27 protein-coding genes, 1 tRNA gene and 1 pseudogene are annotated in these 25,779 nt (G+C 72.3%); 10 read left to right on the forward strand and 19 right to left on the reverse strand.

Annotated elements, in window-relative coordinates; all coding sequences use genetic code 11:
• Positions 1–66 precede the first annotated feature (66 nt).
• The 3 genes and pseudogenes from GA0074694_RS31355 to GA0074694_RS02960 all read left to right on the forward strand — a co-directional run bounded on the left by GA0074694_RS31355 (position 67) and on the right by GA0074694_RS02960 (position 1,859).
• Positions 67–234 (forward strand): hypothetical protein, encoded by a 168-nt coding sequence (locus GA0074694_RS31355; RefSeq protein ID WP_176737757.1) that lies wholly within the window; start codon positions 67–69, stop codon positions 232–234.
• Positions 231–440 carry a helix-turn-helix transcriptional regulator gene (locus GA0074694_RS02955; protein WP_091452037.1) on the forward strand — a complete coding sequence of 70 codons (210 nt, stop codon included), beginning with the start codon at positions 231–233 and terminating at the stop codon, positions 438–440. The genes GA0074694_RS31355 and GA0074694_RS02955 overlap by 4 nt, the downstream gene beginning before the upstream one ends.
• Positions 437–1,859: pseudogene (locus tag GA0074694_RS02960) on the forward strand (tyrosine-type recombinase/integrase). The gene GA0074694_RS02955 and the pseudogene GA0074694_RS02960 overlap by 4 nt, the downstream one beginning before the upstream one ends.
• Here GA0074694_RS02960 and GA0074694_RS30630 read toward each other — a convergent pair.
• Together GA0074694_RS30630 and GA0074694_RS02965 are read right to left on the reverse strand one after the other, a co-directional pair.
• A complete protein-coding gene (locus GA0074694_RS30630) occupies positions 1,849–2,457 on the reverse strand; it encodes a hypothetical protein (protein WP_141713949.1) in 609 nt (202 codons plus the stop codon). The pseudogene GA0074694_RS02960 and the gene GA0074694_RS30630 sit on opposite strands and share 11 nt — an antisense overlap.
• Before the next feature lie 150 nt (positions 2,458–2,607).
• Positions 2,608–2,691 (reverse strand) — tRNA-Tyr (locus tag GA0074694_RS02965).
• Positions 2,692–2,831: 140 nt separating this feature from the next.
• Between GA0074694_RS02965 and GA0074694_RS02970 the strand changes: the two genes are divergently transcribed.
• A complete protein-coding gene (locus tag GA0074694_RS02970) occupies positions 2,832–3,326 on the forward strand; it encodes a YajQ family cyclic di-GMP-binding protein (RefSeq protein WP_088985513.1) in 495 nt (164 codons plus the stop codon).
• A 146-nt stretch (positions 3,327–3,472) separates the two neighbouring features.
• On the forward strand, positions 3,473–3,973 hold the full coding sequence (locus tag GA0074694_RS02975; RefSeq protein WP_091452040.1) for a GNAT family N-acetyltransferase: 501 nt from the start codon (positions 3,473–3,475) through the stop codon (positions 3,971–3,973).
• Here GA0074694_RS02975 and GA0074694_RS02980 read toward each other — a convergent pair.
• The 8 genes from GA0074694_RS02980 to GA0074694_RS03015 all read right to left on the reverse strand — a co-directional run bounded on the left by GA0074694_RS02980 (position 3,942) and on the right by GA0074694_RS03015 (position 13,024).
• The gene (locus GA0074694_RS02980) at positions 3,942–5,333 is read right to left on the reverse strand and encodes an MFS transporter (RefSeq protein WP_141713950.1); all 1,392 of its coding nucleotides are present in this window, start codon (positions 5,331–5,333) and stop codon (positions 3,942–3,944) included. The genes GA0074694_RS02975 and GA0074694_RS02980 overlap by 32 nt on opposite strands.
• A 195-nt stretch (positions 5,334–5,528) precedes the next feature.
• A complete protein-coding gene (gene htpX, locus GA0074694_RS02985; protein ID WP_091458560.1) occupies positions 5,529–6,404 on the reverse strand; it encodes a zinc metalloprotease HtpX in 876 nt (291 codons plus the stop codon).
• 143 nt (positions 6,405–6,547) lie between these two features.
• On the reverse strand, positions 6,548–8,023 hold the full coding sequence (locus tag GA0074694_RS02990) for an NADH-quinone oxidoreductase subunit N (RefSeq protein ID WP_245714523.1): 1,476 nt from the start codon (positions 8,021–8,023) through the stop codon (positions 6,548–6,550).
• The gene (locus GA0074694_RS02995; protein WP_091452044.1) at positions 8,020–9,561 is read right to left on the reverse strand and encodes a complex I subunit 4 family protein; all 1,542 of its coding nucleotides are present in this window, start codon (positions 9,559–9,561) and stop codon (positions 8,020–8,022) included. The genes GA0074694_RS02990 and GA0074694_RS02995 overlap by 4 nt, the downstream gene beginning before the upstream one ends.
• 34 nt (positions 9,562–9,595) lie before the next feature.
• Entirely contained in the window at positions 9,596–11,524 is a 1,929-nt protein-coding gene (locus GA0074694_RS03000) for an NADH-quinone oxidoreductase subunit 5 family protein (RefSeq protein ID WP_091452050.1), read from the reverse strand.
• A complete protein-coding gene (gene nuoK, locus GA0074694_RS03005; RefSeq protein ID WP_091452053.1) occupies positions 11,521–11,892 on the reverse strand; it encodes an NADH-quinone oxidoreductase subunit NuoK in 372 nt (123 codons plus the stop codon). The genes GA0074694_RS03000 and nuoK overlap by 4 nt, the downstream gene beginning before the upstream one ends.
• Positions 11,889–12,437, reverse strand: a complete 549-nt coding sequence (locus tag GA0074694_RS03010) for an NADH-quinone oxidoreductase subunit J family protein (RefSeq protein WP_091452056.1) — start codon at positions 12,435–12,437, stop codon at positions 11,889–11,891. The genes nuoK and GA0074694_RS03010 overlap by 4 nt, the downstream gene beginning before the upstream one ends.
• A complete protein-coding gene (locus tag GA0074694_RS03015; protein ID WP_091452059.1) occupies positions 12,434–13,024 on the reverse strand; it encodes a NuoI/complex I 23 kDa subunit family protein in 591 nt (196 codons plus the stop codon). The genes GA0074694_RS03010 and GA0074694_RS03015 overlap by 4 nt, the downstream gene beginning before the upstream one ends.
• Positions 13,025–13,140: 116 nt before the next feature.
• On the opposite strand from GA0074694_RS03015, the gene GA0074694_RS03020 reads away from it, so the two are divergent.
• Together GA0074694_RS03020 and GA0074694_RS03025 are read left to right on the forward strand one after the other, a co-directional pair.
• Positions 13,141–13,716: a Uma2 family endonuclease gene (locus GA0074694_RS03020; RefSeq protein WP_091452062.1), complete on the forward strand. Its 576-nt coding sequence runs from the start codon at positions 13,141–13,143 to the stop codon at positions 13,714–13,716.
• Positions 13,717–13,819: 103 nt separating this feature from the next.
• Positions 13,820–14,890 carry a glutathione S-transferase family protein gene (locus tag GA0074694_RS03025; RefSeq protein WP_425413575.1) on the forward strand — a complete coding sequence of 357 codons (1,071 nt, stop codon included), beginning with the start codon at positions 13,820–13,822 and terminating at the stop codon, positions 14,888–14,890.
• A 52-nt stretch (positions 14,891–14,942) separates the two neighbouring features.
• Here GA0074694_RS03025 and nuoH read toward each other — a convergent pair whose 3' ends face one another.
• Both nuoH and GA0074694_RS03035 read right to left on the reverse strand, forming a co-directional pair.
• Positions 14,943–15,905, reverse strand: coding sequence for an NADH-quinone oxidoreductase subunit NuoH (nuoH, locus tag GA0074694_RS03030; protein ID WP_091458567.1), 963 nt, complete (start codon positions 15,903–15,905; stop codon positions 14,943–14,945).
• Positions 15,905–16,507, reverse strand: a complete 603-nt coding sequence (locus GA0074694_RS03035) for an NADH-quinone oxidoreductase subunit C (protein ID WP_091452066.1) — start codon at positions 16,505–16,507, stop codon at positions 15,905–15,907. The genes nuoH and GA0074694_RS03035 overlap by 1 nt, the downstream gene beginning before the upstream one ends.
• 154 nt (positions 16,508–16,661) lie before the next feature.
• Between GA0074694_RS03035 and GA0074694_RS03040 the strand changes: the two genes are divergently transcribed.
• Complete coding sequence (locus GA0074694_RS03040) at positions 16,662–17,708, forward strand: glucose 1-dehydrogenase (RefSeq protein ID WP_091452069.1); 1,047 nt, start codon at positions 16,662–16,664, stop codon at positions 17,706–17,708.
• A 137-nt stretch (positions 17,709–17,845) separates the two neighbouring features.
• Here the strand turns inward: GA0074694_RS03040 and GA0074694_RS03045 are convergent, their stop codons facing one another.
• Genes GA0074694_RS03045 through GA0074694_RS03055 form a run of 3 tightly spaced genes read right to left on the reverse strand, consistent with a single transcriptional unit; the run spans position 17,846 to position 19,877 of the window.
• Entirely contained in the window at positions 17,846–19,162 is a 1,317-nt protein-coding gene (locus GA0074694_RS03045) for a DUF2252 domain-containing protein (RefSeq protein ID WP_091452072.1), read from the reverse strand.
• Between the two features lie 38 nt (positions 19,163–19,200).
• The gene (locus GA0074694_RS03050) at positions 19,201–19,446 is read right to left on the reverse strand and encodes a flavin reductase (RefSeq protein WP_091452074.1); all 246 of its coding nucleotides are present in this window, start codon (positions 19,444–19,446) and stop codon (positions 19,201–19,203) included.
• A complete protein-coding gene (locus GA0074694_RS03055) occupies positions 19,443–19,877 on the reverse strand; it encodes a hypothetical protein (RefSeq protein WP_425413576.1) in 435 nt (144 codons plus the stop codon). The genes GA0074694_RS03050 and GA0074694_RS03055 overlap by 4 nt, the downstream gene beginning before the upstream one ends.
• A gap of 147 nt (positions 19,878–20,024) precedes the next feature.
• On the opposite strand from GA0074694_RS03055, the gene GA0074694_RS03060 reads away from it, so the two are divergent.
• Positions 20,025–20,210: a helix-turn-helix transcriptional regulator gene (locus tag GA0074694_RS03060; protein WP_245714524.1), complete on the forward strand. Its 186-nt coding sequence runs from the start codon at positions 20,025–20,027 to the stop codon at positions 20,208–20,210.
• Between the two features lie 286 nt (positions 20,211–20,496).
• Here the strand turns inward: GA0074694_RS03060 and GA0074694_RS03065 are convergent, their stop codons facing one another.
• The 4 genes from GA0074694_RS03065 to GA0074694_RS03080 form a co-directional block, all read right to left on the reverse strand.
• On the reverse strand, positions 20,497–21,075 hold the full coding sequence (locus tag GA0074694_RS03065; RefSeq protein WP_091452079.1) for an NADH-quinone oxidoreductase subunit B: 579 nt from the start codon (positions 21,073–21,075) through the stop codon (positions 20,497–20,499).
• A gap of 108 nt (positions 21,076–21,183) precedes the next feature.
• Entirely contained in the window at positions 21,184–22,692 is a 1,509-nt protein-coding gene (locus GA0074694_RS03070; protein ID WP_091452082.1) for a pyridoxal phosphate-dependent decarboxylase family protein, read from the reverse strand.
• A complete protein-coding gene (locus GA0074694_RS03075; protein ID WP_091452086.1) occupies positions 22,689–24,065 on the reverse strand; it encodes an MFS transporter in 1,377 nt (458 codons plus the stop codon). The genes GA0074694_RS03070 and GA0074694_RS03075 overlap by 4 nt, the downstream gene beginning before the upstream one ends.
• Positions 24,066–24,207: 142 nt before the next feature.
• Positions 24,208–24,516: an MGMT family protein gene (locus tag GA0074694_RS03080; protein ID WP_091452090.1), complete on the reverse strand. Its 309-nt coding sequence runs from the start codon at positions 24,514–24,516 to the stop codon at positions 24,208–24,210.
• A 13-nt stretch (positions 24,517–24,529) separates the two neighbouring features.
• Between GA0074694_RS03080 and proB the strand changes: the two genes are divergently transcribed.
• Positions 24,530–25,687, forward strand: coding sequence for a glutamate 5-kinase (gene proB, locus GA0074694_RS03085; RefSeq protein ID WP_091452093.1), 1,158 nt, complete (start codon positions 24,530–24,532; stop codon positions 25,685–25,687).
• Positions 25,688–25,779: the final 92 nt, after the last annotated feature.

Consider the following 25,779-nt stretch of genomic DNA (forward strand, 5'->3'; position numbering starts at 1 on the left):
CGCCGGTCTGCGGTTATACCTCCCCGTTCGCCCTACCCGCACACCCGCCGGTAGAAGGCGCTCTGCATGCGAATCAGGCTGCATGGCACCCCCGCTGAGACAGCCGCCGCTCTCACCGCACTCGCCCACGTTCTCACCATTCGCACCATCAGCCGGCCCTACCCCGACCGGCCCCCATCCACCCGGCACCGCATCTACCTCGACGCCACCCCGAGGAAGGACAGCCGCCCGTGACCGCCCGCCCGAAGCGCACCACCCCCACCGGCAACCTGCTCACCCTCGCCGAAGTCCTGGACGAACTCCGCGTACCCCGCTCGACCTTCTTCCGCTGGAAGGCGACCGGCCGCGCCCCGAAGACCATCAAGTACCCGAACGGCAGCCTGTACGTCCGCCGCCGCGATCTCGACGCCTGGCTCAACGATCACGAGGAGGCCGCTTGAGCACCTATGACGTACGGGTCTACAGCATCCTCAAGAACCAGCTCAGCAAGGGCTACTCGTACTCCGTCCGGTGGAAGGTCGCCGGTCGCCCGTTCCGCGACACGTTCGCCACCCGCGCACTGGCGGAGAGCTTCCGATCCAAGCTGGTCGTTGCCCAACGGGAAGGCGTCGCGTTCGATGAGGCCAGCGGCCTACCCGAGCCGATGGCACGAGCGCTCAATGCCCGGTCTTGGTACGAACACGCCGTGGCGTACGTCGACATGAAGTGGCCCCGTGCATCGGCGAAGCACCGCAAGGGAATTGCCGAAACGCTGGCCACGGTCACCCCTGCCCTGCTCGCGACCGACCGGGGCGTACCCAGCGACAAGGCCCTACGCGCCGCGCTTTACGGGTGGGTGTTCAACAAGGCCCGGCGCGACGCCGGGGAGCCGCCCGCCAACCTCGCCGCCGCCGTCCGCTGGCTCAAGGCCAACACCGTCGACCTGGCCGCGCTCACCGACGCCGCATTGGTCCGTAAGGCTCTCGACACCCTTGCCCTACGGATGGACGGCGCTCCCGCCTCACCGAGCACGATCGCCCGGAAACGGGCCGTCTTCTCCGGTGCCCTCAAGTACGCCGTCGAGCTGCGCCTACTCGACACACACCCGATGTCCCTCGTGAGTTGGACCGCCCCGAAAACCGCCGACGAGGTCGACCGGCGGGTGGTGGTCAACCCCGATCAGGCACGGGCGCTGATCGCCGAGGTGGGGCGCACCGTGCCCGAGTTAAAAGCGTTCTTCGGATGCATGTACTACGCCGCGTTGCAGGCCCGAGGAAGTGCTTCATCTACGGGAAGACGAATACGAGCGGCCCGCCCAGCAAGGGGGGTGGGGCGTGCTGCACCTGACCGGCTCGACGGTGGCCATCGGCCGGGATTGGGGCGACGGAAACGACACCACCGAGGACCGCGGATTGAAGCACCGAGCGAAGACGGCCACGCGGGATGTGCCGGTGCCGCCGCCGCTCGTGCGGCTGCTCGACCATCACCTCAAGGAGTACCCGCCCGGATCGAACGGCAAGCTATTCGTCACCCGGCGCGGCCCGGGTGGACGGTACGTGCCGACCGCAGGTCAACCGATCCCGAACAACACCTACGGCAAGGCATGGCGCGACGCGCGGGCAAAGGTGCTCACGCCGGCCCAGCAACGCTCACCGCTGGCCCGGCGTCCGTACGACCTCCGGCACGCCGCCGTGTCGCTGTGGCTCAACGCCGGGGTGCCGGCTACTCAGGTCGCCGAGTGGGCCGGGCACAGCGTGCACGTCCTCATGCGGGTCTACGCGAAGTGCTTGTATGGACAAGAAAAGGCGGCGCGGGACCGCATTGAAGCAGCACTGACCAGCAGAGACCAGCAGAGTGAGGAACCCAGAGCTAAGGAATAGGAACTTCCGTCGCACGCCTCACCCGCTCAGCAGCCAGATTGGTGACATCCGTATCGATCAACGGACAACCAAGTTCGGCCAGTAGAGCGGCAGGCCTACCGGTGTAATCACGTTCTAAACGCACACCCCCAACTATGGCTTCGACGACCCACTCTTCTTGACGCCGAAGCAAGGCAGGCTCGAAAGTAATGAGCACCCCGTAGCTGGGATGAAAATCAGAGGTCACCGACTCCGGTTGCTCGATAACGCCAAAGAAGGAGCACTCCAGCCTGACCGTTAGGGGCCTAGCTCCGTCAAAATGAGCGCTCCCGACGTCACTCGGACCAACATTCTTGATAACTACTCGGACCAAGTACGGATTCTTAATCTCCTCGCCGCGATAGGTGACCTTAAGCTCACCCTTCGCGAAACCCTCAAGCTTACCTTCGGCAATTAGGGCAGTAGCCGTGCAATCGAACATGAGCCGACGCCTCCGCGTACCCCATCGCCGAGCAGCAAGAGCACCCACCACGATCGCCAGCAGCCCGACAACAAGTGCCGCCGCCGAAAGGATGTCTTCCAGAGACAAGGCATCGACCCTGAGGGCAAGGACCTCCACGACCACCATCCTCGGCTAGCACGGCAAGAGGCCGACGACACACATACGACACAGCCAGCGAGATCCAGCGGCCCAAGGTGAGACTTAGCGAGACCCTACGACAACGGCCCTTGACCGGCATCTCTGCTGGTCAAGGGCCGTTCTCGCACCTGGTGGCGGGTAGAGGATTCGAACCTCTGTAGCTTTCGCGACGGATTTACAGTCCGCTCCCATTGGCCGCTCGGGCAACCCGCCAGGGCGTGCCGCCGCGTCGTAACGCGGTAGCGGAGCAAGGATAGCGGCCCCACCCCGGGTCGGTGCAACCGGGTACGGTCAGGGGGTCGTACCGCTCGACCGCAGCAGAGTCAGCCAGCCGGACAAGCAGGAGCATGAGCATGGCAGCGAACCCGTCGTTCGACATCGTCAGCAAGGTCGACCGTCAGGAGGTCGACAACGCCCTCCGTCAGGCGGAGAAGGAACTCGCGACGCGGTTCGACTTCCGGGGCACCGGCGCGGAGATCTCCTGGTCGGGCGAGGAGGCGATCAGTCTCCAGGCGGAGACCGAGGAGCGGGTCCGCGCCGCGCTGGACGTCTTCAAGGAGAAGCTGGTCAAGCGGAACATCTCGATGAAGTCGCTGGACGCCGGGGACCCGCGTTCGTCGGGCAAGGTCTTCAAGATCGACTGCAAGGTGATCCAGGGCATCGACTCCGACAAGGCGAAGGCGATCAGCAAGAAGATCCGGGACGAGGGGCCGAAGGGCGTCCAGGCGCAGATCCAGGGCGACCAGCTCCGCGTCACCGGCAAGAAGAAGGACGACCTCCAGGCGGTCATCGCCCTGCTCAAGGCCGAGGACTTCGGGGTCGCCCTCCAGTTCACCAACTACCGCTAGGACGCGCGGCACCAGATCGTCGACCCGGTCGGCCGGCACCCGGAGGTGCCGGCCGACCGGGTCACGCGGCAGCCGTCGAAGGATCCGGACGAGGACGACCGGGAGGGGACTTTCGGGCCGACCTGCGACGACCGGAAGGCGTGGGGATGCGGTTACGGGACGTCGAGCCGGGCGACAGTCCGGCGTACGTGCGGATGCGCTGCGACCCGGCGATGATGGCCCACCTCGGCGGGCCGTACTCCGAGGAGCGGGCCGAGTCCCAGGTGGGTCGTGACCTCGCGCTGGTCGCCAGCGGTGCCGGCATGGTCAAGATGATCGTGGTGGACTCGCCCGTACCGGAGACGGTCGCCGGCACGGTCGCCCTGTGGCGGCACGAGATCGACGGGGCAGCGGCGGCGGAGATCGGCTGGATGGTGCTCCCCGGGCACCAGGGGCAGGGCCTCGCCCGCTGGGCGGTGTCGGGCGTGCTGGACGAGGCTCGCCGGGACAGCCGGTGGAGCGTGGTGCACGCCTTCCCCGGCGTCGACAACGCCCCCTCGAACCGGCTCTGCCGACGGCTGGGCTTCACGCTGGCCGGCGAGCGGGAGATGTCGTTCCGCGACCAACTGTTCCGCATCAACCACTGGGTACTCGACCTGCGGGGCTGATCGAGCGGGTCAGGCCGCGTCGGCGGCGAGCGGTTGGCCGGTGCGCAGGCTGGAAGCGATGGCGGCGAGCAGTTGGCCGGTGCACAGGCTGGTAGCGATGGCGACCACGGTGGCGCACTCGTCCATGCTGGCCTTCCTGGGCCTCGGCGCGGGCGATGGAGCCGCCGGGGCGGCCCGCGACCCCGGCCGCGACGAGGACCGCCGCACCGGAGAGAACGAAGGCCCATGGGACGCCGCCGTGATCGACGATCAGCCCGGCCGCCGCGCTGCCGGCGGCGCTCGCGCCGACCGACACGGTCACCGCCCAGGTGTACGCCTCGTTGAGCATCCCGGCCGGGGTGACCCGGCCGACCATGGTGTTCTCCAGGGTGAGGGCGGGGGCGATGGTCGCTCCCCCGACCACCAGCGCCACGCCGAGCGCCAGTGGGGTGGGCATCGCCGCGAAGACCAGGAAGCTGGCCCCCACCCCGCCGAGCAGCCAGGCGAACTGGCGGGTCAGGTTCTTCGCCGGGCGGCGGGTGCCGAACCAGACGCCGCCGACCGCGCTGCCCACTGCCCAGACGGCGAGCAGCACACCGGCGAGGCTCTCCGCGTCGCCGTCGGTGGCGGCGGTCGCGTACGCCGGCACGGTCACCGCGGCCGCGCCGAACGCGATGCCCAACAGGGCGATGCAGAACAGCAGGGCGGGGAAGCCGGGCGCCCGTAGTGGGCCGAGCCCTTTGGCGTGGGCGTGCCGGGGGTGCGGCTGCCAGTTGCGCATCACCCGGCCGAGGCCGACCACGCTGGTGCCGACCAGGGTGACCACGGCCGCCCCGACCAGGGCGGCGCCGGCGTCGGCGACCAGCATGAAGCCGGCCACCAGGAGTGGGCCGAGGACGTAGACGACCTCGAGAAGGGTGGTCTCGGCGGCCAACGCCGTGCTGCGCAGCTGGTACCGACCGCTGGCGATGGTGGTGAGGTCGTTCCAGGCGCCCCGGATCGCTGCGGTGAGCGGCGGGTACGTCGCACCGGCCAGCCCGGACGCCACGTAGATCAGGGGCAGCGACTCGGCCCCGCCGCGGGCGGCCAGCAGCAGGCCGACCAGGGCGAGCGGGTGGGCGATCGCGGTGGCGAGCAGGACCGGGGTGGGGCCGATCCGGTCGGCGACGCGGCCGGCGACCGGGCTGCACGCGGCACCCGCGACGGCGTACGCGGCCCCGGCGGCGGCGGCCAGCGCGTAGCTTCCGGTGGTCTGCTCGACCAGCAGCAGCAGCGCCAGCGAGGTCATGCCGATCCCGAGCCGACCGATGATGCCGATGATCAGCAGCACCGGCGCTCCGGGAATCCGCCAGACGTCCTGGTACCGACCCAGCCCGGCCACGGTCCTCCTCTGCTGCGGGCGCAGCCGTTCGCGCCTGCGGTGAGCGGTGACGGTATGTGGCGGCGCGGTAACGGGCAGACGGCTCTACGGCCCTGACGCCGGACGGTTCCGACCATAACCTGTCGGCCTGGGCAGGGAGAATCGGCGGGACGGGTGGGGTCCTGGTGGCGGGCCGGTACGGCCCCGGCGGTACGGTCAGCGCTGGAACTGCACCGGCCCGCTGTTGGCGGCCAGCTGCTCCAGCCGGCGTACCCGCTCCTCCATCCCCGGGTGGGTGGAGAAGAGGGTGGCGACCCCGCCCCCCTTGAACGGGTTGTCGATCATGAGGTGCGCGGTGCTGGTCAGCTGCCCCTGGGCGGGGAGCGGGCGACGCTGAGTACCCACGTGGATCTTCCGGAGGGCGCTGGCCAGGGCGAGCGGGTCCCGGGTGAGCTGCGCACCCGAGGCGTCCGCCTGGAACTCCCGGTTCCGGCTGATCGCCAACTGGATCACCGTGGCCGCGATCGGACCCAGGATGATCGTCAGCAGCAGTACGGCCGGGTTCGGGCTGTCCTCGTCGTCCCCGCCGCCGAGGGGGACGAACCACGCGATGTTCGCCAGCATGGTGATGATGCCGGCCAGGCCGGCGGCCACGCTGGAGATCAGGATGTCCCGGTTGTAGACGTGGGACAACTCGTGCCCGATGACGCCCCGCAGCTCCCGTCGGTCGAGGATCTCGGTGATCCCCTGGGTGACGCAGACCGCCGCGTGCTGCGGGTTACGGCCGGTGGCGAAGGCGTTGGGCTGGGCGCTGGGGCTGACGTAGAGCCGTGGCATCGGCTGCCGTGCCTCGGTCGACAGCTCGCGCACCATCCGGTACAGCTCCGGGAACTGTGCCTCGCTGACCGGCTGGGCCCGCATGGAGCGCAGCGCCAGTTTGTCGGAGTAGAAGTAGGTGACGCCGTTCATGACCAGGGACACCACGACGGCGACGATCATTCCACCGCTGCCGCCGAACCAGTAGCCCACCGCGACGATCAGCGAGGTGAGCAGGCCGAGCAGAGCGGCGGTCTTCAGACGGTTGTGATGCACGATCACTCCTTCGGTGCCCGGATCCGGCGGATCCGTCAACCGGGACAACAATCCGGTTCCCCGCAACCGCCCCTCTCATGACTGTGAGTTACCTGAAGAGGGCACGCAGCGGCACCGACAACCACCCGAGCGGGACGCGGCGGCTACACGAGACCGAACAGGAGCTGCGGGGCGAGACCGAGCACGACCGCCACGGCGGTGGCAACCGTCAGCGCGGCGATGACACTGCGTGACGGCCGATGGGTGGTCGACAGGTTGGTCGGGGAGCCGTACAGGGTCGCGGCGACCCGCAGGTAGTACGCCAGGCCGACCACCGCGTTGAGGGCCACCACCAGCGCCAGCCAGCCGGATCCGCCCGCCACCAACGACCGGACCACGGTCACCTTCGCGAACAGACCGGCCAGCCCCGGCGGCACTCCGGCCAACCCGACCAGGGCCAACCCGAACGCCGCCCCGGCCCAGCGGTGCCGCCGTGCCGCACCCCGGTAGTCCTCGACGGTGCCGCCGTCCGCCCCGTCCGGGCGTAACGCCACCACGCCCGCGAAGGCGGCCAGTTCCAGGACCACGAAGAAGACCGCGTACGCGACGGCGGCGGCGTAGCCGGCCGCGCGGGCGTCGGTGGTGCGCCCGGCGACGAGCGCCAGCGCGCCCAGCGGGGCGAGGATGTAGCCGGCCTGGGCCACCGAGGACCAGGCGAGCAGCCGGACCATCCGCCGCTGCCGCAGCGCCACCAGGTTGCCGACGGTCATGGTGAGCACGGCGAGCAGGGCCAGCACCGGGCCGGTGACGGTCGCCGGCAGCGCGTACCGGACGACGGCGAGCAGCGCGACCACCCCGCCGAGTTTCGAGGCGGTCGACAGGTACGCGGCCACCGGCACCGGTGCGCCGTCGTAGGTGGCCGGCGCCCAGGCGTGGAACGGCACCGCCGCCACCTTGAACGCCAACCCGAGCACCACCAGGGTCACCGCGACCGAGGTCAGGGGCAGGTCGAGCAGGCCCGCGCCCTCGCTCAGGGCGGCACCGAGCGGACGCAGGTGCAGCCGGCCGGTGACCGCGTAGAGCAGCGCCGCGCCGAGCAGGGTGACCGTGGTGGCCACCACGCTGACCACGAAGAAGGTCACCGCCGCCTCGGCTCCGGCCAGGCTGCCCCGGCGCAGCCCGACCAGCACGTAGAGCGGCAGGGTCAGCGTCTCCAGCGCCACGATCAGGGTGATCAGGTCACCGGCCGCGCCGAGCACCACGCCGCCGGTCATCGAGCAGGCGAGCAGGAAGCAGAACTCCCCCACCGGCACCCGCCCACCGCGCAGCAGCGGACCGGCCAGCGCCAGCACCCCGAGGGTGAGCAGGGCGAAGACCGCCCCGACCAGCCCCGCCCGGTCGTCGGCGACCCAGGAACAGCCGTCGGCGACGCAGAACGTGCCCCGGTCACCGTCCGCGCCGACGAGCGCCGCGGCGAACGCGGTGGCCGTCGCACCGAGCGCCCCGGCGGCCACCGTGGCGCGCGGTCGGGCCAGCAGCAGGTCGACCAGGAGCACGAGGACGGCGGTCCCGGCGGCCAGGTACCCCGGCAGCAGCGCCACGTGGTCGACGGACTGCACCACGCTGGTCACCGGGCTCACGGGTGCACCACCTCCAGCAGAGCCGTGACCGGGGCCTCGGCGACCCCGAGGACCAGCGTCGGCACCAGGCCGACCGCCACGGCGAGCAGGACCAGCGGGGCCCAGGCGGCGAGTTCCGCCCCGGCGATGCCCGGGGAGAGGCCCGCCACCGCCGGACCGGGCCGGCCGTGGGTGACCCGGCGAAGCAGCCGCAGCAGGTACGCGGCGGTGAGCGCCCCGCCCACCGCGGCGAGCACGCCGAGCGTGGTCCAGAGCGTCCCGCCGACCTCGATCGCGGCCACCACGGCGAACGCCTCGCCCCAGAACCCGGCGAGGCCGGGCAGGCCGAGCGACGCGACCGCGGCGAAGGCGAGCAGTCCGGCCAGGCGGGGCGCGGTCTCCCGCAGCCCGGACAGGTCGGCCAGGTCACCGGTGTGGGTACGGTCCTTGACCGCCCCGGCGAGGAAGAACAGCAGGCCGGTGATCACGCCGTGCGCGACGTTGCCGATCAGGGCCGCCTGGATGCCGGTGGCGGTGAGCGTGGCGATGCCGAGCAGCACGAAGCCCATGTGCCCCACGCTGGAGTACGCGATCAGCCGCTTCAGCTCGTCCTGGGCGAGGCAGACCAGCGAGCCGACGAGGATCGCCGCGACGGCGAGCACGCCGAGCACCGGCGCGGCCCAGCGGGCCCCCTCCGGGGCCACCCCGACGGCGATCCGGACCAGGCCGTACGTGCCCATCTTGAGCAGCACCCCGGCGAGGACGACGCTGCCGACGGTGGGGGCCCGGGTGTGCGCGTCGGGCAGCCAGCTGTGCAGCGGCCAGAGTGGACTCTTCACCGCGAAGGCCAGCCCGAGCAGGGTGAACCCGGCGATCTGGGTGCCCCGGGACAGACCCGTCCCGCCGGTCAGCGCGACGACGTCGGCGGTGCCGGCGGCCGACACCACCACGTAGACCCCGACCAGCAGCAGCACCGACCCGGCGAGGGTGTAGAGGGCGAACTTGCGGGCCGCCGCACGTGCCGCGTCCCGGTCCACCGGGCGGCCACCGGACCCACCCGTGCCGCCCCAGCCGGCGATGACCGCGTACATGGGCAGGAGGACGACCTCGAAGAAGAGGAAGAAGAGGACCAGGTCGAGGGCGAGGAAGGTGCCGAGGATGCCCACCTCGATCACCAGCAGCAGGGCGACCAGGAGGCTTCCCCGCCCGCCGTCGGGCACCCGCCAGAGTGAGTACCCGCAGCAGAGCAGGGTGAGCAGGGCGGTCAGCACGACCAGCGGATACGAGATGCCGTCCACCCCGAGGTGGAACCGCAGGTCGACCTCGGGCACCCAGGCCACGTCGAGCCGGTGCCAGGGGAGCACCCCGGGCGTGGTCGCCGTGTACGCCGTCCAGGTCCGGTCGCCGGTGGCGAGCAGCGCCGCCGCGACCAGCGTGAGCGCGGCGGCGACCGTACCGGCCAGCCGACCGGCCCGGTCGCCGGGTAGCACGGCGGCCAGGGCCGCGCCGAGCGCGGGCAGCGCCAGCACCGCCACCAGCAGGAACTGACCGGCCGTCATGCGGCACCCCCGGGCGGACAGAGCGGGCAGGCCGTCACGCGACACCTCCGACCAGGGCGGCGGCGAGGCCGATGAGCAGGGCACCGGCCAGCACCGCCACCACCGCCCGGGGCAGGGCCGCCCGGTGCAGCGCGCCCAGCCCGCCGCCGAGCCCGGTGGCGGCGCGGCCGCTGCCCTCGACCGCCCCGTCCACCACCCGCTCGTCCGCGGCACGTGCCAGGCGGGCCAGCACGGCGACCGGGCGTACCACCAGGGCGTGCTGGACGTCGTCGAGCCAGAACGCGGCGGCGAACACCGGCCGCAGCGGGCCTAGCGTTGTGGCCGGGTCGACGGCCGGGTCCCGCCACCACGCGAGTCCCGCCCCGACCAGGAGCAACCCCACCGGCAGCAGCACCTCGGGGCCGAGGTGGACGAGCGTGTGGTCGCCGGCCGGCAAAGTGGTGGTCGGGGTGAGGAGCAGCCGGTGGGCGAAGGCCCGGTCGAAGCCGGCCAGGCCGAGCAGCGCGGCGGGCACGGTGAGCAGCAGGATCGGCCAGCGCATCAGGGCCGGCGGGTCGTGCGGGTGGGCCAGTTCGGCCCGCCTGGCACCGAGGAAGGTGCGCAGCAGCAGTCGGGTGGCGTACCAGGCGGTGACCGCGACCCCGACCAGGCCGGCGAGCCAGACCAGCCAGCCCACCCAGGCCGGGGCCGGGCCGCTGCCGTGCCGGGCGGCCTGCTCGGCGGCGACGAGCACACCCTCCTTGCTGAAGAAACCGGCCAGTGGCGGTACCCCGGCCAGCGCGCCGAGCCCGACCAGGGTGCACCAGAAGGTCACCGGCATCTGCCGGCGCAGCCCGCCCATACCGGACATCAGCGTGGTGCCGACCGCGTGGATCACCGCTCCGGCCGCGAGGAAGAGCAGCGCCTTGAACGCGGCGTGGGTGAGCAGGTGGAACAGGGCAGCCGAGGTGGAGCCGACGGCCAGCGCGCCGGTCATGTAGCCGATCTGGGAGACCGTGGACCAGGCGAGCACCCGCTTCAGGTCGTCCTGGGCGGTGGCGGCGAACGCGCCGAGCAGCAGGGTGACCGCGCCCATGACACCGAGCACCGCCAGCGCGACCGGAGCAGCCGCAAAGAGCGGGTACAGGCGGGTGACCGCGTAGACGCCGGCCGCGACCATGGTCGCGGCGTGGATCAGCGCGGAGATCGGGGTGGGGCCGGCCATCGCGTCCGGCAGCCAGGTGTGCAGCGGGAACTGGGCGCTCTTGCCGGCCACTCCGGCGAGCAGCAGCAGGCAGGCGGCGGTGAGCGTGCCGGTGGCGTGGTCGTGGGCGAGCACGTCGGCGATCCGGAAGCTGCCGGCGCTCACCCCGAGCAACGCGATGCCGAGCAGGAAGCCCACGTCGCCGACCCGGGTGACCAGGAACGCCTTCATCGCGGCGGCCGGGGCCTGCGGCAGCCGCCGGTCGTGGGCGATGAGCAGGTAGGAGCAGATGCCCATCACCTCCCAGCCGACCAGCAGCGGGATCAGGTCGCCGGAGACCACCACCAGCAGCATCGCGCCGGTGAAGAGACTGATCTGCGCCGCGTAGGGCGGGTAGCGGTGGTCGACCTCGACGTCGTCGTCCGGACCGCGCCGCAGGTAGGCCACCGAGTAGACCTGCACGGCGAGGGCCACCGCGGTCACCGCGACCGCGACCAGCGCCGCCGCGCCGTCCAGCCGGACGCCGAGGGTCACCCGCAGGTCGCCCAGCTCGATCCAGGTCCGGGCGTGGTCGGTCGGGCCGTCGAGGGTGACCAGCAGGGCCACCGCGAGCAGCAGCGCCCCGGTCGCCCCGGCCACACCGAGGCCGATCGCCGCCCGCCGGGCCCGCTCCCCGCCGTCGGTCCGGCCATGCGCGGAGGGCGCCAACAGCAGCCCGGTCAGCCCCGCCACCAGCGGTACGGTCGGCAGCAGCGCGCCGAGGGCCTGGACGCGGTTCACCGGGCGACCTCCTCGGGACGCTCGACCGACCCGCCCGGCTCGCCCCGCTCGGCTGGCTCGGGGCGCTCGGTGAGCGGCACCTCGTCCACCGCCACGCTGGCCCGCAGCCGGTAGAGCTGGAGCACGATGGCCAGCCCCACGCCGATCTCGGCGGCGGCGAGGACGATCACGAACAGCGCGAACACCTGCCCGCCGTGCGGCAGGGTGGACCGGACGGTGGTGTCGGCCGTGACCAGGATCAGGTTGACCGCGTTCAGCATCAGCTCGACGGCCATCAGCACCAGCACGGCGTTGCGCCGCCGCAGCACGCCGTAGACGCCGAGCCCGAAGAGCAGGGCGGCGGTGACGTAGGGGATGACCGGTCTCATCGGGCGTCCCCGTCCGCCGACCCGTCCGGCCCCGCGCCGGCCACCGGCCGGGAGCCGATCTCCGGTCGGGAGATGACGACCGCTCCGACCAGGGCGGCGAGCAGCAGCACCGAGAGCAACTCGAACGGGAGGACCCAGCTACGGAAGATCTCCCCGCCGAGGCGCTCGGCGGTGCCGGCCTCGGGCAGCTCCACCGCCGACCACCGGTACGCGTCGACCAGCAGGACGCTCAGCCCGAGGCCGGTGCCGCCACCGACCAGGGCGGCGGCCCAACCGGGCCGGTCCAGGTCGTCGGAGGCGCCGATCGGAGCACGGGTGAGCATCACCGCGAACAGCAGCAGCACCACCACCGCGCCGACGTAGATGAGCACCTGCACCCAGGCGACCAGCTCGGCGGCGAGGACGAGATAGGACCCGGCCAGCGCGCCGAGGCAGACCACCAGGTAGAGGCCGGCCCGGACCAGGTGGCGCGTGGTCACCACCAGGGCACCGGCACCGACCGCCACCGCGCCGAGCGCGAGCAGCAGCACGTCCGCACCGGTCACTCCGCCGTCCCCTCGCCCGGAGCGGCGGTGGGGCGTACCCGGGAGGTGACCGGACGGGCGGCGGGGCCGGACCCGGCGGCGGCCTTGCGCGCGGCGGTGGACTCCTCCTTGGACGGCTCACCGTTCGGGTCGTGCGCGGGCGGCGGCGGGACGGTGGCCATCCACTGCCCGAGGTGGTCCTTGTCGTGCAGGAGGTCGCGAATGTCGTACTCGGCGTACTCGAACTCGGGCGACCAGTAGAGCGCGTCGAACGGGCAGACCTCGACGCAGATGCCGCAGTACATGCAGAGCGAGAAGTCGATGTCGAAGCGGTCGAGCATGTTGCGCTGGCGGGGGCGGGCCGCGCCGGGCACGGCCACCTCCTCCTTGTGCGAGTCGATGTAGATGCACCAGTCCGGGCACTCCCGGGCGCAGAGCATGCAGACCGTGCAGTTCTCGGCCAGCAGGGCGATCACCCCACGGGAGCGGGGCGGCAGTTCGGGCGCCACGTCCGGGTACTGCTGGGTGGTCGAGCGGCGGGTCATCGTCTTCAACGTGACCGCCAGTCCCTTCGCCAGTCCGCTTCCGGGCACACCGCTGTCACTCATGCAGTCATCCTGCCCTGTGTCCCCGGCGCGCGCGACCACCACCCGGCAGTTGCCGGCGCTACCGTGACCGGTGGGGAGAACGACCACACCGGGAAGCACCGCGAGAGGACAGCCCGATGACCGCCGCGCTGCGGGACGGCGATCCGCCCGAGGGCGGGTGGACGACCGACGATCTGGACGCGCTACCCGACGACGGGCGTCGCCGTGAACTGCTCGATGGAGTGTTGCTCGTGTCCCCCTCCCCCACCCGGCTCCACCAGACCATCGCCATGCGGCTCGGCGTCGCGCTCGAAGAGGCGTGTCCCGCCGAGTACGACGTGACCCAGGCGGTCGAGGTGCGGCTCAACCGCACCCGGTCGTTCATCCCGGACGTGCTGGTCACCACCGCCGAGGCCGCGGCCGGCAATCCCGCCCACTACGCGCCGCACGAGGTGGTGCTGGCGGTGGAGATCGTCTCGCCGAGCACCCGCTCGATCGACCGGGTGCTGAAGCCGGCGCTCTACGCCCAGGCCGGCATCCCGTACCTCTGGCGGGTCGAGGTGGAGGACGACGCAATCGTGGTCTACACGCACCGGATCGACCCGGTGGACGAGGTCTACACCGAGACCGGACGCTGGACGAAGGTCGTCGACACCGGGGAGCCGTTCCCGGTGAACCTGCCGATCTCCCGGATCACACCCCGGGGCCGGTGACCACCTGGCCGGTGGGCGGACCGTGGCAACGGTCGGGGGGCCGGCCGTCCGGGAATCGGACATGATGGGGGCGACACGATCTGGCGCACCGCGAGGGGGCGACGTGAGCGACAGCACCGGCGGCGGCTCGGCGACGAGCGACGACGAGGTCCTGGAGCGGACCGGGGGCAAGTACGTCGAGCCGGGTGGTGAGTTCACCCGCGACCAGCGCTACATCGCCACCCGGATCACCGCCGACGGGCGGGACGGCTATCCGGTGGAGCCGGGCCGGTACCGGTTGGCGGTGAGCCGGGCCTGCCCGTGGGCGAACCGGCTGATCATCGTCCGGCGGCTGCTCGGACTGGAGGACGCCATCTCGATGGCGGTGGCCGGCCCCACCCACGACAAGCGGAGCTGGACCTTCGACCTGGACCCGGACGGCCGGGACCCGGTGCTCGGCGTCGAACGACTGGCCGAGTCCTACTTCACGCGCTTCCCCGGCTACGAACGGGGCATCACCGTGCCGGCGCTCGTGGACGTGCCGACCGGGCAGGTGGTCACCAACGACTACGCGCAGATGAGCCTGGACCTGTCGACGGAGTGGACGGCGTACCACCGCGACGGAGCCCCGGAACTCTACCCGGAGCGGCTGCGCGCGGAGATCGACGAGGTCAACGCGCTGGTGTTCGCCGACGTCAACAACGGCGTCTACCGGTGCGGCTTCGCCGGCAGCCAGGAGGCGTACGAGAAGGCGTACCGCCGGCTCTTCGATCGGCTGGACTGGTTGAGCGACCGGTTGACCAACCAGCGCTACCTGGTCGGCGACTCCGTCACCGAGGCCGACGTGCGGCTCTTCACCACGCTGGTCCGTTTCGATCCGGTCTACCACGGCCACTTCAAGTGCAACCGGCAGAAGCTGACCGAGATGCCGGTGCTGTGGGCGTACGCACGGGACCTGTTCCAGACCCCCGGCTTCGGCGACACCATCGACTTCGACCACATCAAGCGGCACTACTACGAGGTGCACCGGGACATCAACCCGACCCAGGTGGTGCCGCTCGGGCCGGACCTCGCGAACTGGCTCACCCCGCACGGGCGGGAGGAGCTGGGGGGACGCCCGTTCGGCGAGGGCACCCCGCCCCCGCCGCCCCCGGCGGACGAGCGGGTCGACCCCGCCCACACCCCCCTGCGCTGAGTCGAGTCCGACCGGCCCGGCCGGGTGGTGCCGCTGGTGCCCAGGCCGGGCGTCAGGTCACGACGCGGACGGCGGCGGTCAGGACGAGCTGGCCGAGCGCGACCGGCACGAGGACCAGCCAGCAGAGGCGCTGGAGCTGGTCCTCGCGGAGCCGTGGGTACGACACCCGGAGCCAGATGATCACGAACGAGACGGCGAAGACCTTCAGCAGCGTCCAGAGCCAGCCGAGGTAGGCGTCGCCGAAGGGGCCCTGCCAGCCGCCGAGGAAGAGCACGGTGGTGAGCGCGGCGATCACCACGATGCCGACGTACTCGGCGAGGAGGAAGAAGGCGAACCGCAGGCCGGTGTACTCGGTCATGTAGCCGAAGACCAGCTCGGAGTCGGCGATCGGCATGTCGAAGGGGGGCCGCCGGATCTCGGCGAGCCCGGCGACGAAGAACACCACCATCGCGGGGGCCTGCCAGAGCAGCCACCACGGTCGCCACGCCTCGACGATGCCGGAGAGGCTGAGCGTGCCGGCCGCCATCGCCACCGACGCGGCGGCCAGCACCAGCGGCAGCTCGTAGCCGAGCAGCTGGGCCGCGCCGCGCAGGCCGCCGAGGAGGCTGTACTTGTTGGCCGACGCCCAGGCCGACATGAGCACCGCCACCACCCCGACCCCGACCACGGCCAGGACGAAGAAGAGGCCGATGTCCAGCGGTTGGCCGACCAGGTCGCCGGGGCCGAGGGGGATCACCAGCAGGGCCAGCAGGTACGGCACCAGCGCCACCACCGGGGCCAGCCGGAACACCGGCCGGTCCGCCTCGCGCGGGGTGACGTCCTCCTTCTGCACGAACTTGATGCCGTCGGCGACGAGTTGCGCCCAGCCGTGGAACCCACCGGCGTACATCGGACCGAGCCGACCCTGCATGTGGGCCATCACCTTGTGCTCGGCCTGCCCCACCACCAGCGGCAGGACCAGGAAGGCGGCGAGCACTCCGGCCACCCGCAGGGTCAGCTCCAGCCAGAGCGGCATCAGACCGTACCCCCGCCGCCCGGGGTTGGCGTCGAGCCCCACTCCCCGGGTGCGGGGACACCCGGCGGGCGGACCGCCCGTCGGCCACCGCCGGCCACCGACTCGCCCGGTTCCTTCGCCCCGGGCCAGGGTTTCGCCACCCGGGAGGCGAGCACGAACTCCTTGCGCAGCGGATGCCCCTCGAACTGCGGTGGCAACAGCAGCGGGCGGAGCGGCCCGTGCCCGGCGAACCCGATGCCGAACATCTCGTACGTCTCCCGCTCGTGCCAGGCCGCGCCGGGATAGACGTCCACCACCGACGTCACCTCGGCGGCCTCCCGGGGCACCCGGGTACGCACCAGGAGCCCGTGCCGGTGTGTGGTCGACCAGAGGTGGGCCACCACGTCGAAGCCGCCGTCCAACTCGTCGACGGCGGAGAGCCAGTCGAAGAAGTCGCAGGCCAGCTCGGCGTCGTCCCGTGCCGCGCGCAGCGCGTCCCGCCAGCGGGCCGGCGGCACGTCGACGGTCGCGCGGGCGTACGCCTGGCCGCCGGAGATGCCCGCGACCGCCGCCTCGTCCGCGACCAGCTCGACCAGCCGCCGCCCGACCCCCTCCGCCTCCATGCCCCGATCCTATGGCCCGCCCCGGCTCCGCACCTCACCCCCACTCGTCCGTCGTGACGGTGACGGTGCCCCGTCTCCCGGGTCGCCCCACCGACTTCATGATCATCTGAGGTAACGCGGTGTACGTGAGGGTGGGAACGGGGAGGATCGGAGAGTGCGGGCGATAACGGTGGCACCCGGGGTGGCGGACTCTCTCCGGCTGGACGAGGCGTGGCCGGAACCGCACCCCGAGGAAGGTGCGATCCTGGTTGAGGCGCTCGCCGTGGGCATCTGCGGCACCGACCACGAGATCATCGCCGGGGAGTTCGGCGAGGCCCCCCCGGACACCGACCGCCTCGTGATCGGGCACGAGTCGCTGGGCCGGGTGCTGGAGGACCCGACCGGCAGCCTGCACCCCGGCGACCTGGTCGCCGGGATCGTCCGGCGTCCCGACCCGGTGCCCTGCGCGAACTGCGCCGTCGACGAGTGGGACATGTGCCGCAACGGCCAGTACACCGAGCACGGCATCAAGGCGCTGTCCGGCTTCGCCCGGGAGCGCTGGCGGATCCCACCGAAGTTCGCGATCGGCCTGGACCCCGACCTGGCGCACGTCGGGATGCTCCTGGAACCGGCCAGCGTGGTGGCCAAGGCGTGGGACCACATCGACCGGATCAGCCGGCGCGCCGAGTGGCAGCCGCAGACCGCCCTGGTCGCCGGGGCGGGGCCGATCGGGCTGCTCGCCGCACTGCTGGCCAGCCAGCGCGGGCTGACCGTGCACGTGCTGGACCGCGCCCCGACCGGACCGAAACCGGCGCTGGTGGCGGCGCTCGGCGCGACGTACCACACGGGCACCGTCAACGAGCTGGACTTCGAACCCGACATCGCCCTGGAGTGCACCGGCGCGCCGAGCGTGGTGCTGGAGGTGATGTGCAAGGCCGCCCCGGTCGGCATCGTCTGCCTCACCGGCGTCTCCAGCGGCGGACGCATCATCAACTTCGACGCGGGCGCGCTGAACCGGACCCTGGTGCTGGAGAACCACGTCGTCTTCGGCTCGGTGAACGCCAACCGCCGGCACTGGAAACTGGCCGCCGAAGCCCTCGGCCGGGCCGACCCGTCCTGGCTCGGCAGCCTGGTCACCCGCCGCATCCCGGTCGAGGCGTACGCCGAGGCGTACCGCCCCGGCCCGGACGACATCAAGGTGGTGCTGGAGTTCGCCCGCTGACCGGTCGGCCCAGGTCGGCGGGCCGGACCCGTCGACCGGTCGGCCCAGGTCGGCGGGCCGGACCGGCGGGAGCAGCCGGTCACGACCTCGGCGTGCGGGTCGCTGTCCCAGGTGATGCCGGCGGAGCAGGCGGAGTTCTACAGGCCGGGCAGCTGGCCGTTGCGGAACAGGTCGACGAAGAGCTGGTGGTCCCGGCGGGCCTGGAGCCCGTACACGTGGGCGAACTCCGTCAGGTACGTCACAAAGCCCTGCTCGTCGGCCTCGACGGCGGCGACGATCGCCTCCTCGGTGGAGTAGTCGACCAGGTCGTGGCTGGACTCGTCGTCGGCGACCGAGTGCATCCGGGCGACCGCCCGGCCCAGGTCGGCGACCACCCCGGCCAGCTCCTCCGGCTCGTTGACGTCGGCCCAGTCCAGGTCGGCGGCGTACGGCGAGACCTCGGCGACCAGCTGGCCCACCCCGTTCAGCTCGGTGAAGCCCAGCCACGGGTCGGCGTGGGCCTGGAGCGCCCGCTGCGACTCGGCCGTCCGGTGCCCCTGGTGCGTGAAATAGGCACGGACGCCCTCGTCGTCGATGTGCCGGGCCACGGCGGGCACCTGGGCCTGCTTCATGTAGATGACGACGTCGTTCTCCAGCGCCTGGGTGTGCCCCTCCAGCAGGAGGTTGTACGACGGCAGCCCGGCCGAGCCGATACCCACGCCCTTGCGCAGCACCACGTCCTTGACGTGCGCGGAGACCGGGCGCAGCCGGGCACTGGAGGCGGGCAGCGTGTCCAGGTACCGGTGGAACGCCTGGCAGACCGCCTCCCGGGTGGCCGCGTCGACCTCGTAGACCCCGTCGCCGAGGGAGAACCGGCGCTCGTAGTTGTCGATGGTGGTCTGCGCGGCGAGCAGGTCGACCCGGGTGTTCAACCGGGCCTGCTGGAGCACGTGGCGCAGCACGCCGTCGGCGTTCTCCAGGGTGATCGAGCCGATCGCGTCGTCCCCACCCTGCGCGATGGCCCGCAGCTCGGTCAGGTACGACCGGGCGAAGGTCTCCACCAGGCCGGTGATCACCTGGTCGGAGAGGGCCTTGGCGTACCCGATCAGCGCCACGCTCGCCACGAACCGCTTGAGGTCCCAGGAGAACGGACCGACGTACGCCTCGTCGAAGTCGTTGACGTTGAACACCAGCTGCCCGGAGGCGTTCATGTAGGTGCCGAAATTCTCCGCGTGCAGGTCACCGTGGATCCACACCCGGCTGGTCCGCTCGTCGAGGAAGCGGTCGTCGGCGTACTCGCCGACCTGGTCGGCGTAGAAGAGGGAGGCGCTGCCCCGGTAGAAGGCGAACGGCGAGGCGGCCATCTTGCGGAACTTGCGTCGGAAGGCCGCCGGGTCGAGGGCCATCGACGCCCCGAACTCCTCGATCAGGACGTCGACGATGTGGGCGGAACGGCGGTCCAGGGTCTGACTCATGGACGCCCACGCTAGCCCCCGCCCACCACGGTCCCCGACTACCCCCGGGCGTGCACCCAGCCGACGAAGCGTTCGGTCAGGTCGCCGGGCGGCGCACCCCCGTCGAGCTGGGCAAGCTGCTCGACGGCCTCCGCCTGGAGCGCCGCCAGGTGCAGCGCCAACGCTACCCGGTCACCCCGGAACTCCCCGAGCAGCCGCAGCTTCGCCGGGGAGCAGGGCCAGGCGATTCCGCACGCCCGGCAACGCCAGGTCGGACGGCTCGGCAGATGCGGCCAGAACCTCATCGCGGCACCCGTGATCCCCGCTCCCGGGCACCCGGCACCCGTGCGTCGCGGGCACCCCGGGCCGGGCGGCGGGCCGCCGGCACGGACGGGGCGTCGAGCCACCGCAGCCCCTCGCGCTGCGCGAAGAACTCACGCTTGGCGACCGCCTCACCCCGGGCGTCCAGCTCGTACGCCTCGATCCAGACCCAACCGTCGTACGTGGGCCGGTCGGCCAAGTGCCGGATTACCCGTACCACGATCGGGCGGACGAACTGCACACTCGCCGCCCGGGTCAGGTGCAGCAGGTCACCCCCCTTGATCGGCCGTTCCCCCTTCACCACCGGCCCCCGTTCCTGGGCCGGTACGGGCGCACCCCGACCGCCGGGGAGGTGAACCGGTCCGGGCAGGGTGCCGGCAGGCCACACGAGCAACGCCGCCACCACGATCGCCACGTCCGCCGATGCCGAGGAGCCAGCGGTACGGGTTTTCTTCTACGGAGAGTGGGCACACCGACACACTGACGGGTAGTTGACGACTCGTCACCCCCTCCGGTGACAACTCGCCAACTCATGTCACCGGAGGGTCCGCCCGTGCGAGTCATGGCGCTAGCGGAAGTCGCCGCCCACCTGGGCGTCTCGCGTCAACGCGCCGCGATCCTGGTGGACCGCCCCGACTTCCCCGCCCCGATCGACACCCTCAGCGTCGGCCGCATCTGGGACGCCGCCGAGGTCCGGGCGTACGCGGCCCGACGCAACCGGCACCTCGCCGACGACGAGCCCACCTGACTTATCCGCTGCGGGAACGACCGCCTGCCGGCCCGCAAGTCGAATACCCAGGCCCCGCATCTCGAACACGACGGTGCCGCAGATCGACAGCGTGCCTGCTCGCAGAGCAAAACCGTGCCGGTTAGCACTTCAGCCGTAGCTGTGTGACCGGAAGAGATAGCCGGATGGCTGACGCGGTCCGTGGGGACCTGTTCGGCTACGTCGCCGAGCATCCCGGCCACGACGACGGAGTCCTCATCGTTGACGAGACGGGAAGGTTGCGCAGCTCGTCAGGCCGATGAGCGGGTCAGCGGGTGTGCTGCTCGTCCGGAGGGCGGACGACCGGCGCGGTGAGCGACTCGACCGGGCGGGACGGCGACGGAGCGTCCGCCGGGGATGCCAGCGGGTCCGGGCGCGGGACCCCGCCGATCCCGGACTGCTCGGCGGCGATCTTCTCCTGGAGACGCAGGATGCCGTGCAGCAGCGCCTCCGGTCGGGGCGGGCAGCCGGGCACGTAGACGTCGACCGGGATGAGCTGGTCGACCCCCTTGGTCACCGAGTACGAGTCCCAGTACGGCCCACCGCAGTTGGAGCAGGCCCCGAACGAGATGACGTACTTTGGCTCGGGCATCTGGTCGTAGAGGCGCTTGATCGCCGGGGCCATCTTGTCGGTGACCGTGCCGGAGACCACCATCAGGTCCGCCTGCCGGGGGCCGTGCGCGAAGGGGATCACGCCGAGCCGCATGAAGTCGTGCCGGCCCATGCTGGTGGCGATGAACTCGATCGCGCAGCAGGCCAGCCCGAAGTTGAAGACCCAGAGCGAGTAGCGGCGGCCCCAGTTGAGCACGAAGCGGATCGGCTCACCGAGCACTCCCGGCAGCTGCACCCCGGTCTCCTCCCGTGTCCTGCGCACCGACAGTCAACCACAGCGCCCCGGCGGTCTCCTCCGGCAACCGGCGCGACGCCCCGTCCAGCGGGCGCCGCCCGGCGTGACTCAGTGGGCCGGACGCTGGAGCAGACCGACGAACTCGATCAGCAGTCGCTCCCGCAGGGCCGGCGGCGCGGCGTTGAGCAGGGTGTTCACCGTCGCCATCCGGTCCGGCGCCCCGGTCCCGCCGCCCATGCCCAGGCTGGCGGCCAGCCCGGCGACCAGGTCCGGGGTGAGCGCCTCGGGCGGCAGGCCGGACGCCATCGCCAGCAGCTCCTCCGGCAACCTGACCGGGCCGGTCGCCCGCGTCGCCGCCACCGCGTCGGCGAGGTCCTCGCGGAACTCGGCCACCCTCGGGGCCACCGAGGCGGTCACCGTCAGGTGGACGCTCGCGGGCAGCTCGCCGTACGCCATCTGGGGTTGGGTGTGCCAGCCCCGGACGGTCAACTCGTCGACCAGGACGAAGAGGTCGAGCCCCGGGTCCTCGCTGGTGAAGCAGACGACGGTGGACTCCGGTTCGGCCATCAGCCGCAGCCCCTCGGTCGCCCGCACCGCCGCCGCCAGGTCGCGGACCGCCTCGACGGTACGGGCGGCCAGCTCGACGTAACCGGCGTCGCCGACGTGCCGCAGGGTGGCGTACGCGGCGGCGATCGGCCCGCCGGAACGGGTAGAGGCGATCCCCGGGTTGATCATGGTGTAGCCCGGCCAGCCGGCGAAGGCGAAGTACTGCGGGGCGCGCAACGCCGGGTCCCGGTGCAGGAGCACCGACACCCCCTTCGGGGCGTACGCGTACTTGTGCAGGTCCACCGAGATCGAGGTGACCCCGGGCACGGAGAGGTCGAACCGGGGCACCGGCAGGCCGAGCCGACGCAGGTAGGGCAGGGTCCAGCCACCGAAGCAGGCATCCACGTGGCAGCGCACCCCGGACCGGGCGGCCACCTCGGCGATTCCCTCCACCGGGTCGACGACCCCGTGCGCGTACGAGGGCGCGGAGCAGGCCACCAGCACCGTCTCCGGGCGGATCGCGGCGGCCACGTCGGCCACCTCCGGGCGCAGCGTCTCCGGCGAGACGGGCACCGGGTCGAGCGCCACCCGCAGGTAGTGCGCCGCCTTGGCGAACGCCGCGTGCGCGCTGACCGGCACCACCACGCGCGGCTCGGCGGTGTCCGGGCGGGCGTCCCGGGCCGCCTTCACGGCCAGGATCAGCGACTCGGTACCCCCGCTGGTGACACTGCCCACCGCGTCCGGGGCGGCCGTGCCCGGCCCACCGCCGAGCAGCTGCACCGCTGCTGCGACCAGGGCGTTCTCCATCGCCAGCAGGGAGGGGAAGGCGGTCGGGTCGAGCCCGTTGACGTGCGCGCTGCCCGCGTGGGCGGCGCTGGTCAGCTCGTCCAGGCCGGGCACCGCCGGGTCGTAGACGTAGGCGAAGAGGCGTCCGCCGTGGGTGGGCCGGTCGGCGGCCCGCAGCGCCCGGATCTCCGCGAGCACCTGCTCCGCCGGTACGCCCTGCGCCGGCAACGCCGGAGGCACCGCGCCCGTCGGGCCGGTCGCAGCCGTCCTCGCCTCGTCGGTCATGGGCTGATGGCCCCCTTCTGTACGCGGTCGGCGGCCCGCTCGGCGGCGGCGAGCCGCTCGGCGGTCAGGTCGTAGCGGCGCAGCAGCAGCACGGCCGGGCCGACCAGCAGCGCCGGCAGCACGGTGAAGCCGAGCAGCACGCCGAGCCGGGCGCTGTCGGACTGGACGGCCGCCGAGCCGGTCGCCGAGGACACGTACCCGGAGAGCTGGAGCACCAGCCCGTAGATACCCGGACCGAGGGCCAGCCCGAAGGTCTCCCCCGCCGTCCAGAGCCCGGTGAACACGCCCGCCTGACGACGGCCGGTACGCGCGGTGTCGTACGCGATGCAGTCGGGGAGCATGGCCAGCGCGAAGACCTGCTGCCCGGCGTAGCCGCACCCGATCACCGCGACCAGCGGGTAGACCACGGCCGGAGGCAGCACCGGCGCGGCGGCCAGCGCCGACGCGCCGGCCGCGAAGAGCACCGAGGCGGCGACCAGCGCGGCACGCTTGCCCACCCGTGCGCCGACCCGCGTCCACAGCGGCATGACCAGCAGGGCGGGGCCGACGAAGCAGGCGAAGAGCAGGGTCGGCCCGGTCTCCGGCGCGACGAGGATCTGGTCGGCGAAGTAGTTGACCCCGGCGAGGATGGTCGCCACCCCGGCGGACTGCACCACGAAGCAGATCAACAGCACCCGGAACGGACGGTTACGGCCGGCGACGGCGAGCTGCCCGCGCAGGGTCGGCTCGCTCTCGCCCACCTCGCCGGCCGGGGCGCCCCGGGTGCCGAGGAACGCGCCGAGCGCGCCCACCACGATCAGGACCGCGACGAACAGTCCCATCCAGCGGTGTCCGGGAACCCCGTCACCGCCGACGGAGACCACCAGCGGCGCGAGCGCCCCGGAGACCAGGATGGCCACCGCCAGGACGGCGATGCGCCAGCTCATCAGCCGGGTCCGCTCGGCGTAGTCGCCGGTCAGCTCGGCCGGCATCGCCACGTACGGCACCTGGAAGAACGCGAACGCGGTCGCGGTGGCCAGGAAGGCGACCGCGACGTACGCTGCGGCGGCCGGGCCGGTGCCGAAGGGGGCGGCGAAGATCGCGGCGAACAGCACGGCGAGGGCCATCCCGGCGAGGAGCAGGTACGGCCGCCGCGCACCCCAGCGGGAACGGGTCCGGTCGGAGATCCGCCCGGCGACCGGGTTGACCAGCACGTCCCACGCCTTGGGCAGGAGCACCAACAGGGCGGCCACGCCGGCCGCGACGCCCATCGTGTCGGTGAGGTACGGCAACAGCAGCAGCCCCGGCACCGTGCCGAAGGCCCCGGTCGCCAGGGACCCGAGGGCGTAGCCGAGGTGCACCCGACGGGGCAGCTCAGCCGACGGCGCGTCCATGGAGCCGAATGATACTCATTTTGTGTCGCCCGTCATGCTCCTGGGCGCGCGCCGGGTGGTCGCGCCGGGTGGATGCAGGGGTCCCCTGCTACCGCTTTTTGTCGAGCAGGGGGCCCCTGCAACCACGCAAGCCGCAGAGCGCTCAATCCTCCGGCCGCCAGGCGGCGGTGGCGATGTCCACCCGGTCGCCGCGCAGCGGCGTGCCCTCGGCGCGCAGTCGGGCCCGGGCCTCCCGCTCGTGGCCGGGTGGGAGGCGACCCGCCGCGTTCACCACCCGGTGCCAGGGCACTCCGCCGCCGTGCCGGGCCATGATCGATCCGACCAGCCGGGCCGAGGTACGACCGGAGCGCTCGGCCAGCGCGTCGGCGACCGCGCCGTACGACATCACCCGCCCCGGCGGGATCCGCTCGACCAGATCCAGCACCGCCTCGACGTACTCCTCGGGTGTCATGGCCAGCCACGATATGGGAACGGCGGCGGGCGGAGCGGGACCGACCACGCAGAATGGGCGGGTGCGCGAAGCAGTCACCACAGCCCGACGCGTCGTCGTCAAGATCGGCTCCTCCTCGCTGACCACCACCGGCGGAGGGCTGGACGAGGCCCGCGTGACGGCCCTGGTGGACGCCCTCGCCACGCGGGCCGGACAGGGACGAGAGGTGGTCCTGGTCTCCTCCGGCGCGATCGCCGCCGGACTGGCCCCGCTCGGCCTGCCCCGCCGCCCACGGGACCTGGCCACCCAGCAGGCGGCCGCGAGCGTCGGGCAGGGTCTGTTGATCGGCCGGTACGCGGCCAGCTTCGCCCGGCACGGGGTGACCGTCGGGCAGGTGCTGCTCACCGTCGACGACGTCACCCGCCGGGCGCACTACCGCAACGCGTACCGGACCCTGCGCAAGCTGCTCGACCTACGGGCGGTGCCGATCGTCAACGAGAACGACACGGTGGCCACCGAGGAGATCCGGTTCGGCGACAACGACCGGCTCGCCGCGCTGGTGGCCGCCCTGGTCCACGCCGACCTGCTGGTGCTCCTCTCCGACGTCGACGCGCTCTGGACCGGTGACCCACGCCGGCCGGAGTCGACCCGGATCACCGAGGTACGCGGCGAGGAGGACCTCACCGGCGTGGAGATCGGCGGGGCGGGCCGGGCCGGGGTGGGCACCGGCGGCATGGTGACGAAGGTCGAGGCGGCCCGGATCGCCACCGGTTTCGGCATACCGGTGGTACTCACCGCCGCGCCGCTGGCCGCCGCCGCGCTGGCCGGCGAGCCCGTGGGCACCTTCTTCCACCCGGTACGCCAGCGGCCCACCGCCCGCCTCTTCTGGCTGGCCCACGCCACCTCCCCCCGGGGCCGGCTGCACCTCGACCCCGGTGCGGTGCAGGCCGTGGTCGGTTGGCGCAAGTCCCTGCTCCCGGCGGGCATCACCGCCGTCGACGGCGCGTTCACCGCCGGCGACCCGGTGGACCTGGTCGACGCGCAGGGCGCGCCGGTCGCCCGAGGGCTGGTCAACTACGACGCGGTGGAGCTGCCCGGACTGCTCGGGCGCTCCACCGGCGAACTCGCCGCGACACTCGGCCCGGCGTACGAACGTGAGGTGGTCCACCGCGACGACCTGGTGCTGCTTTGACGACGGACGGGTACGCCGGGGTGAGGTGGTTGCAGGGGTCCCCTGCTCCACAGAAAGCGGTAACAGGGGGCCCCTCCTATCAGGAAGGTGAA

This window comes from Micromonospora inyonensis, assembly GCF_900091415.1.
Lineage (GTDB): Bacteria > Actinomycetota > Actinomycetes > Mycobacteriales > Micromonosporaceae > Micromonospora > Micromonospora inyonensis.

Excerpts from the sequence above, each read along its gene's own strand:
- GA0074694_RS31355 (WP_176737757.1), top strand. The coding sequence starts at position 67 with ATGCGAATCAGGCTGCATGGCACCCCCGCTGAGACAGCCGCCGCTCTC.
- GA0074694_RS02970 (WP_088985513.1), top strand. The coding sequence starts at position 2,832 with ATGGCAGCGAACCCGTCGTTCGACATCGTCAGCAAGGTCGACCGTCAG.
- GA0074694_RS02975 (WP_091452040.1), top strand. The coding sequence starts at position 3,473 with ATGCGGTTACGGGACGTCGAGCCGGGCGACAGTCCGGCGTACGTGCGG.
- GA0074694_RS02995 (WP_091452044.1), bottom strand. The coding sequence starts at position 9,561 with ATGACGGCCGGTCAGTTCCTGCTGGTGGCGGTGCTGGCGCTGCCCGCG.
- nuoK (WP_091452053.1), bottom strand. The coding sequence starts at position 11,892 with ATGAGACCGGTCATCCCCTACGTCACCGCCGCCCTGCTCTTCGGGCTC.
- GA0074694_RS03015 (WP_091452059.1), bottom strand. The coding sequence starts at position 13,024 with ATGAGTGACAGCGGTGTGCCCGGAAGCGGACTGGCGAAGGGACTGGCG.
- GA0074694_RS03020 (WP_091452062.1), top strand. The coding sequence starts at position 13,141 with ATGACCGCCGCGCTGCGGGACGGCGATCCGCCCGAGGGCGGGTGGACG.
- nuoH (WP_091458567.1), bottom strand. The coding sequence starts at position 15,905 with ATGCCGCTCTGGCTGGAGCTGACCCTGCGGGTGGCCGGAGTGCTCGCC.
- GA0074694_RS03035 (WP_091452066.1), bottom strand. The coding sequence starts at position 16,507 with ATGGAGGCGGAGGGGGTCGGGCGGCGGCTGGTCGAGCTGGTCGCGGAC.
- GA0074694_RS03045 (WP_091452072.1), bottom strand. The coding sequence starts at position 19,162 with ATGAGTCAGACCCTGGACCGCCGTTCCGCCCACATCGTCGACGTCCTG.
- GA0074694_RS03050 (WP_091452074.1), bottom strand. The coding sequence starts at position 19,446 with ATGAGGTTCTGGCCGCATCTGCCGAGCCGTCCGACCTGGCGTTGCCGG.
- GA0074694_RS03060 (WP_245714524.1), top strand. The coding sequence starts at position 20,025 with ATGGCGCTAGCGGAAGTCGCCGCCCACCTGGGCGTCTCGCGTCAACGC.
- GA0074694_RS03070 (WP_091452082.1), bottom strand. The coding sequence starts at position 22,692 with ATGACCGACGAGGCGAGGACGGCTGCGACCGGCCCGACGGGCGCGGTG.
- GA0074694_RS03075 (WP_091452086.1), bottom strand. The coding sequence starts at position 24,065 with ATGGACGCGCCGTCGGCTGAGCTGCCCCGTCGGGTGCACCTCGGCTAC.
- GA0074694_RS03080 (WP_091452090.1), bottom strand. The coding sequence starts at position 24,516 with ATGACACCCGAGGAGTACGTCGAGGCGGTGCTGGATCTGGTCGAGCGG.
- proB (WP_091452093.1), top strand. The coding sequence starts at position 24,530 with ATGGGAACGGCGGCGGGCGGAGCGGGACCGACCACGCAGAATGGGCGG.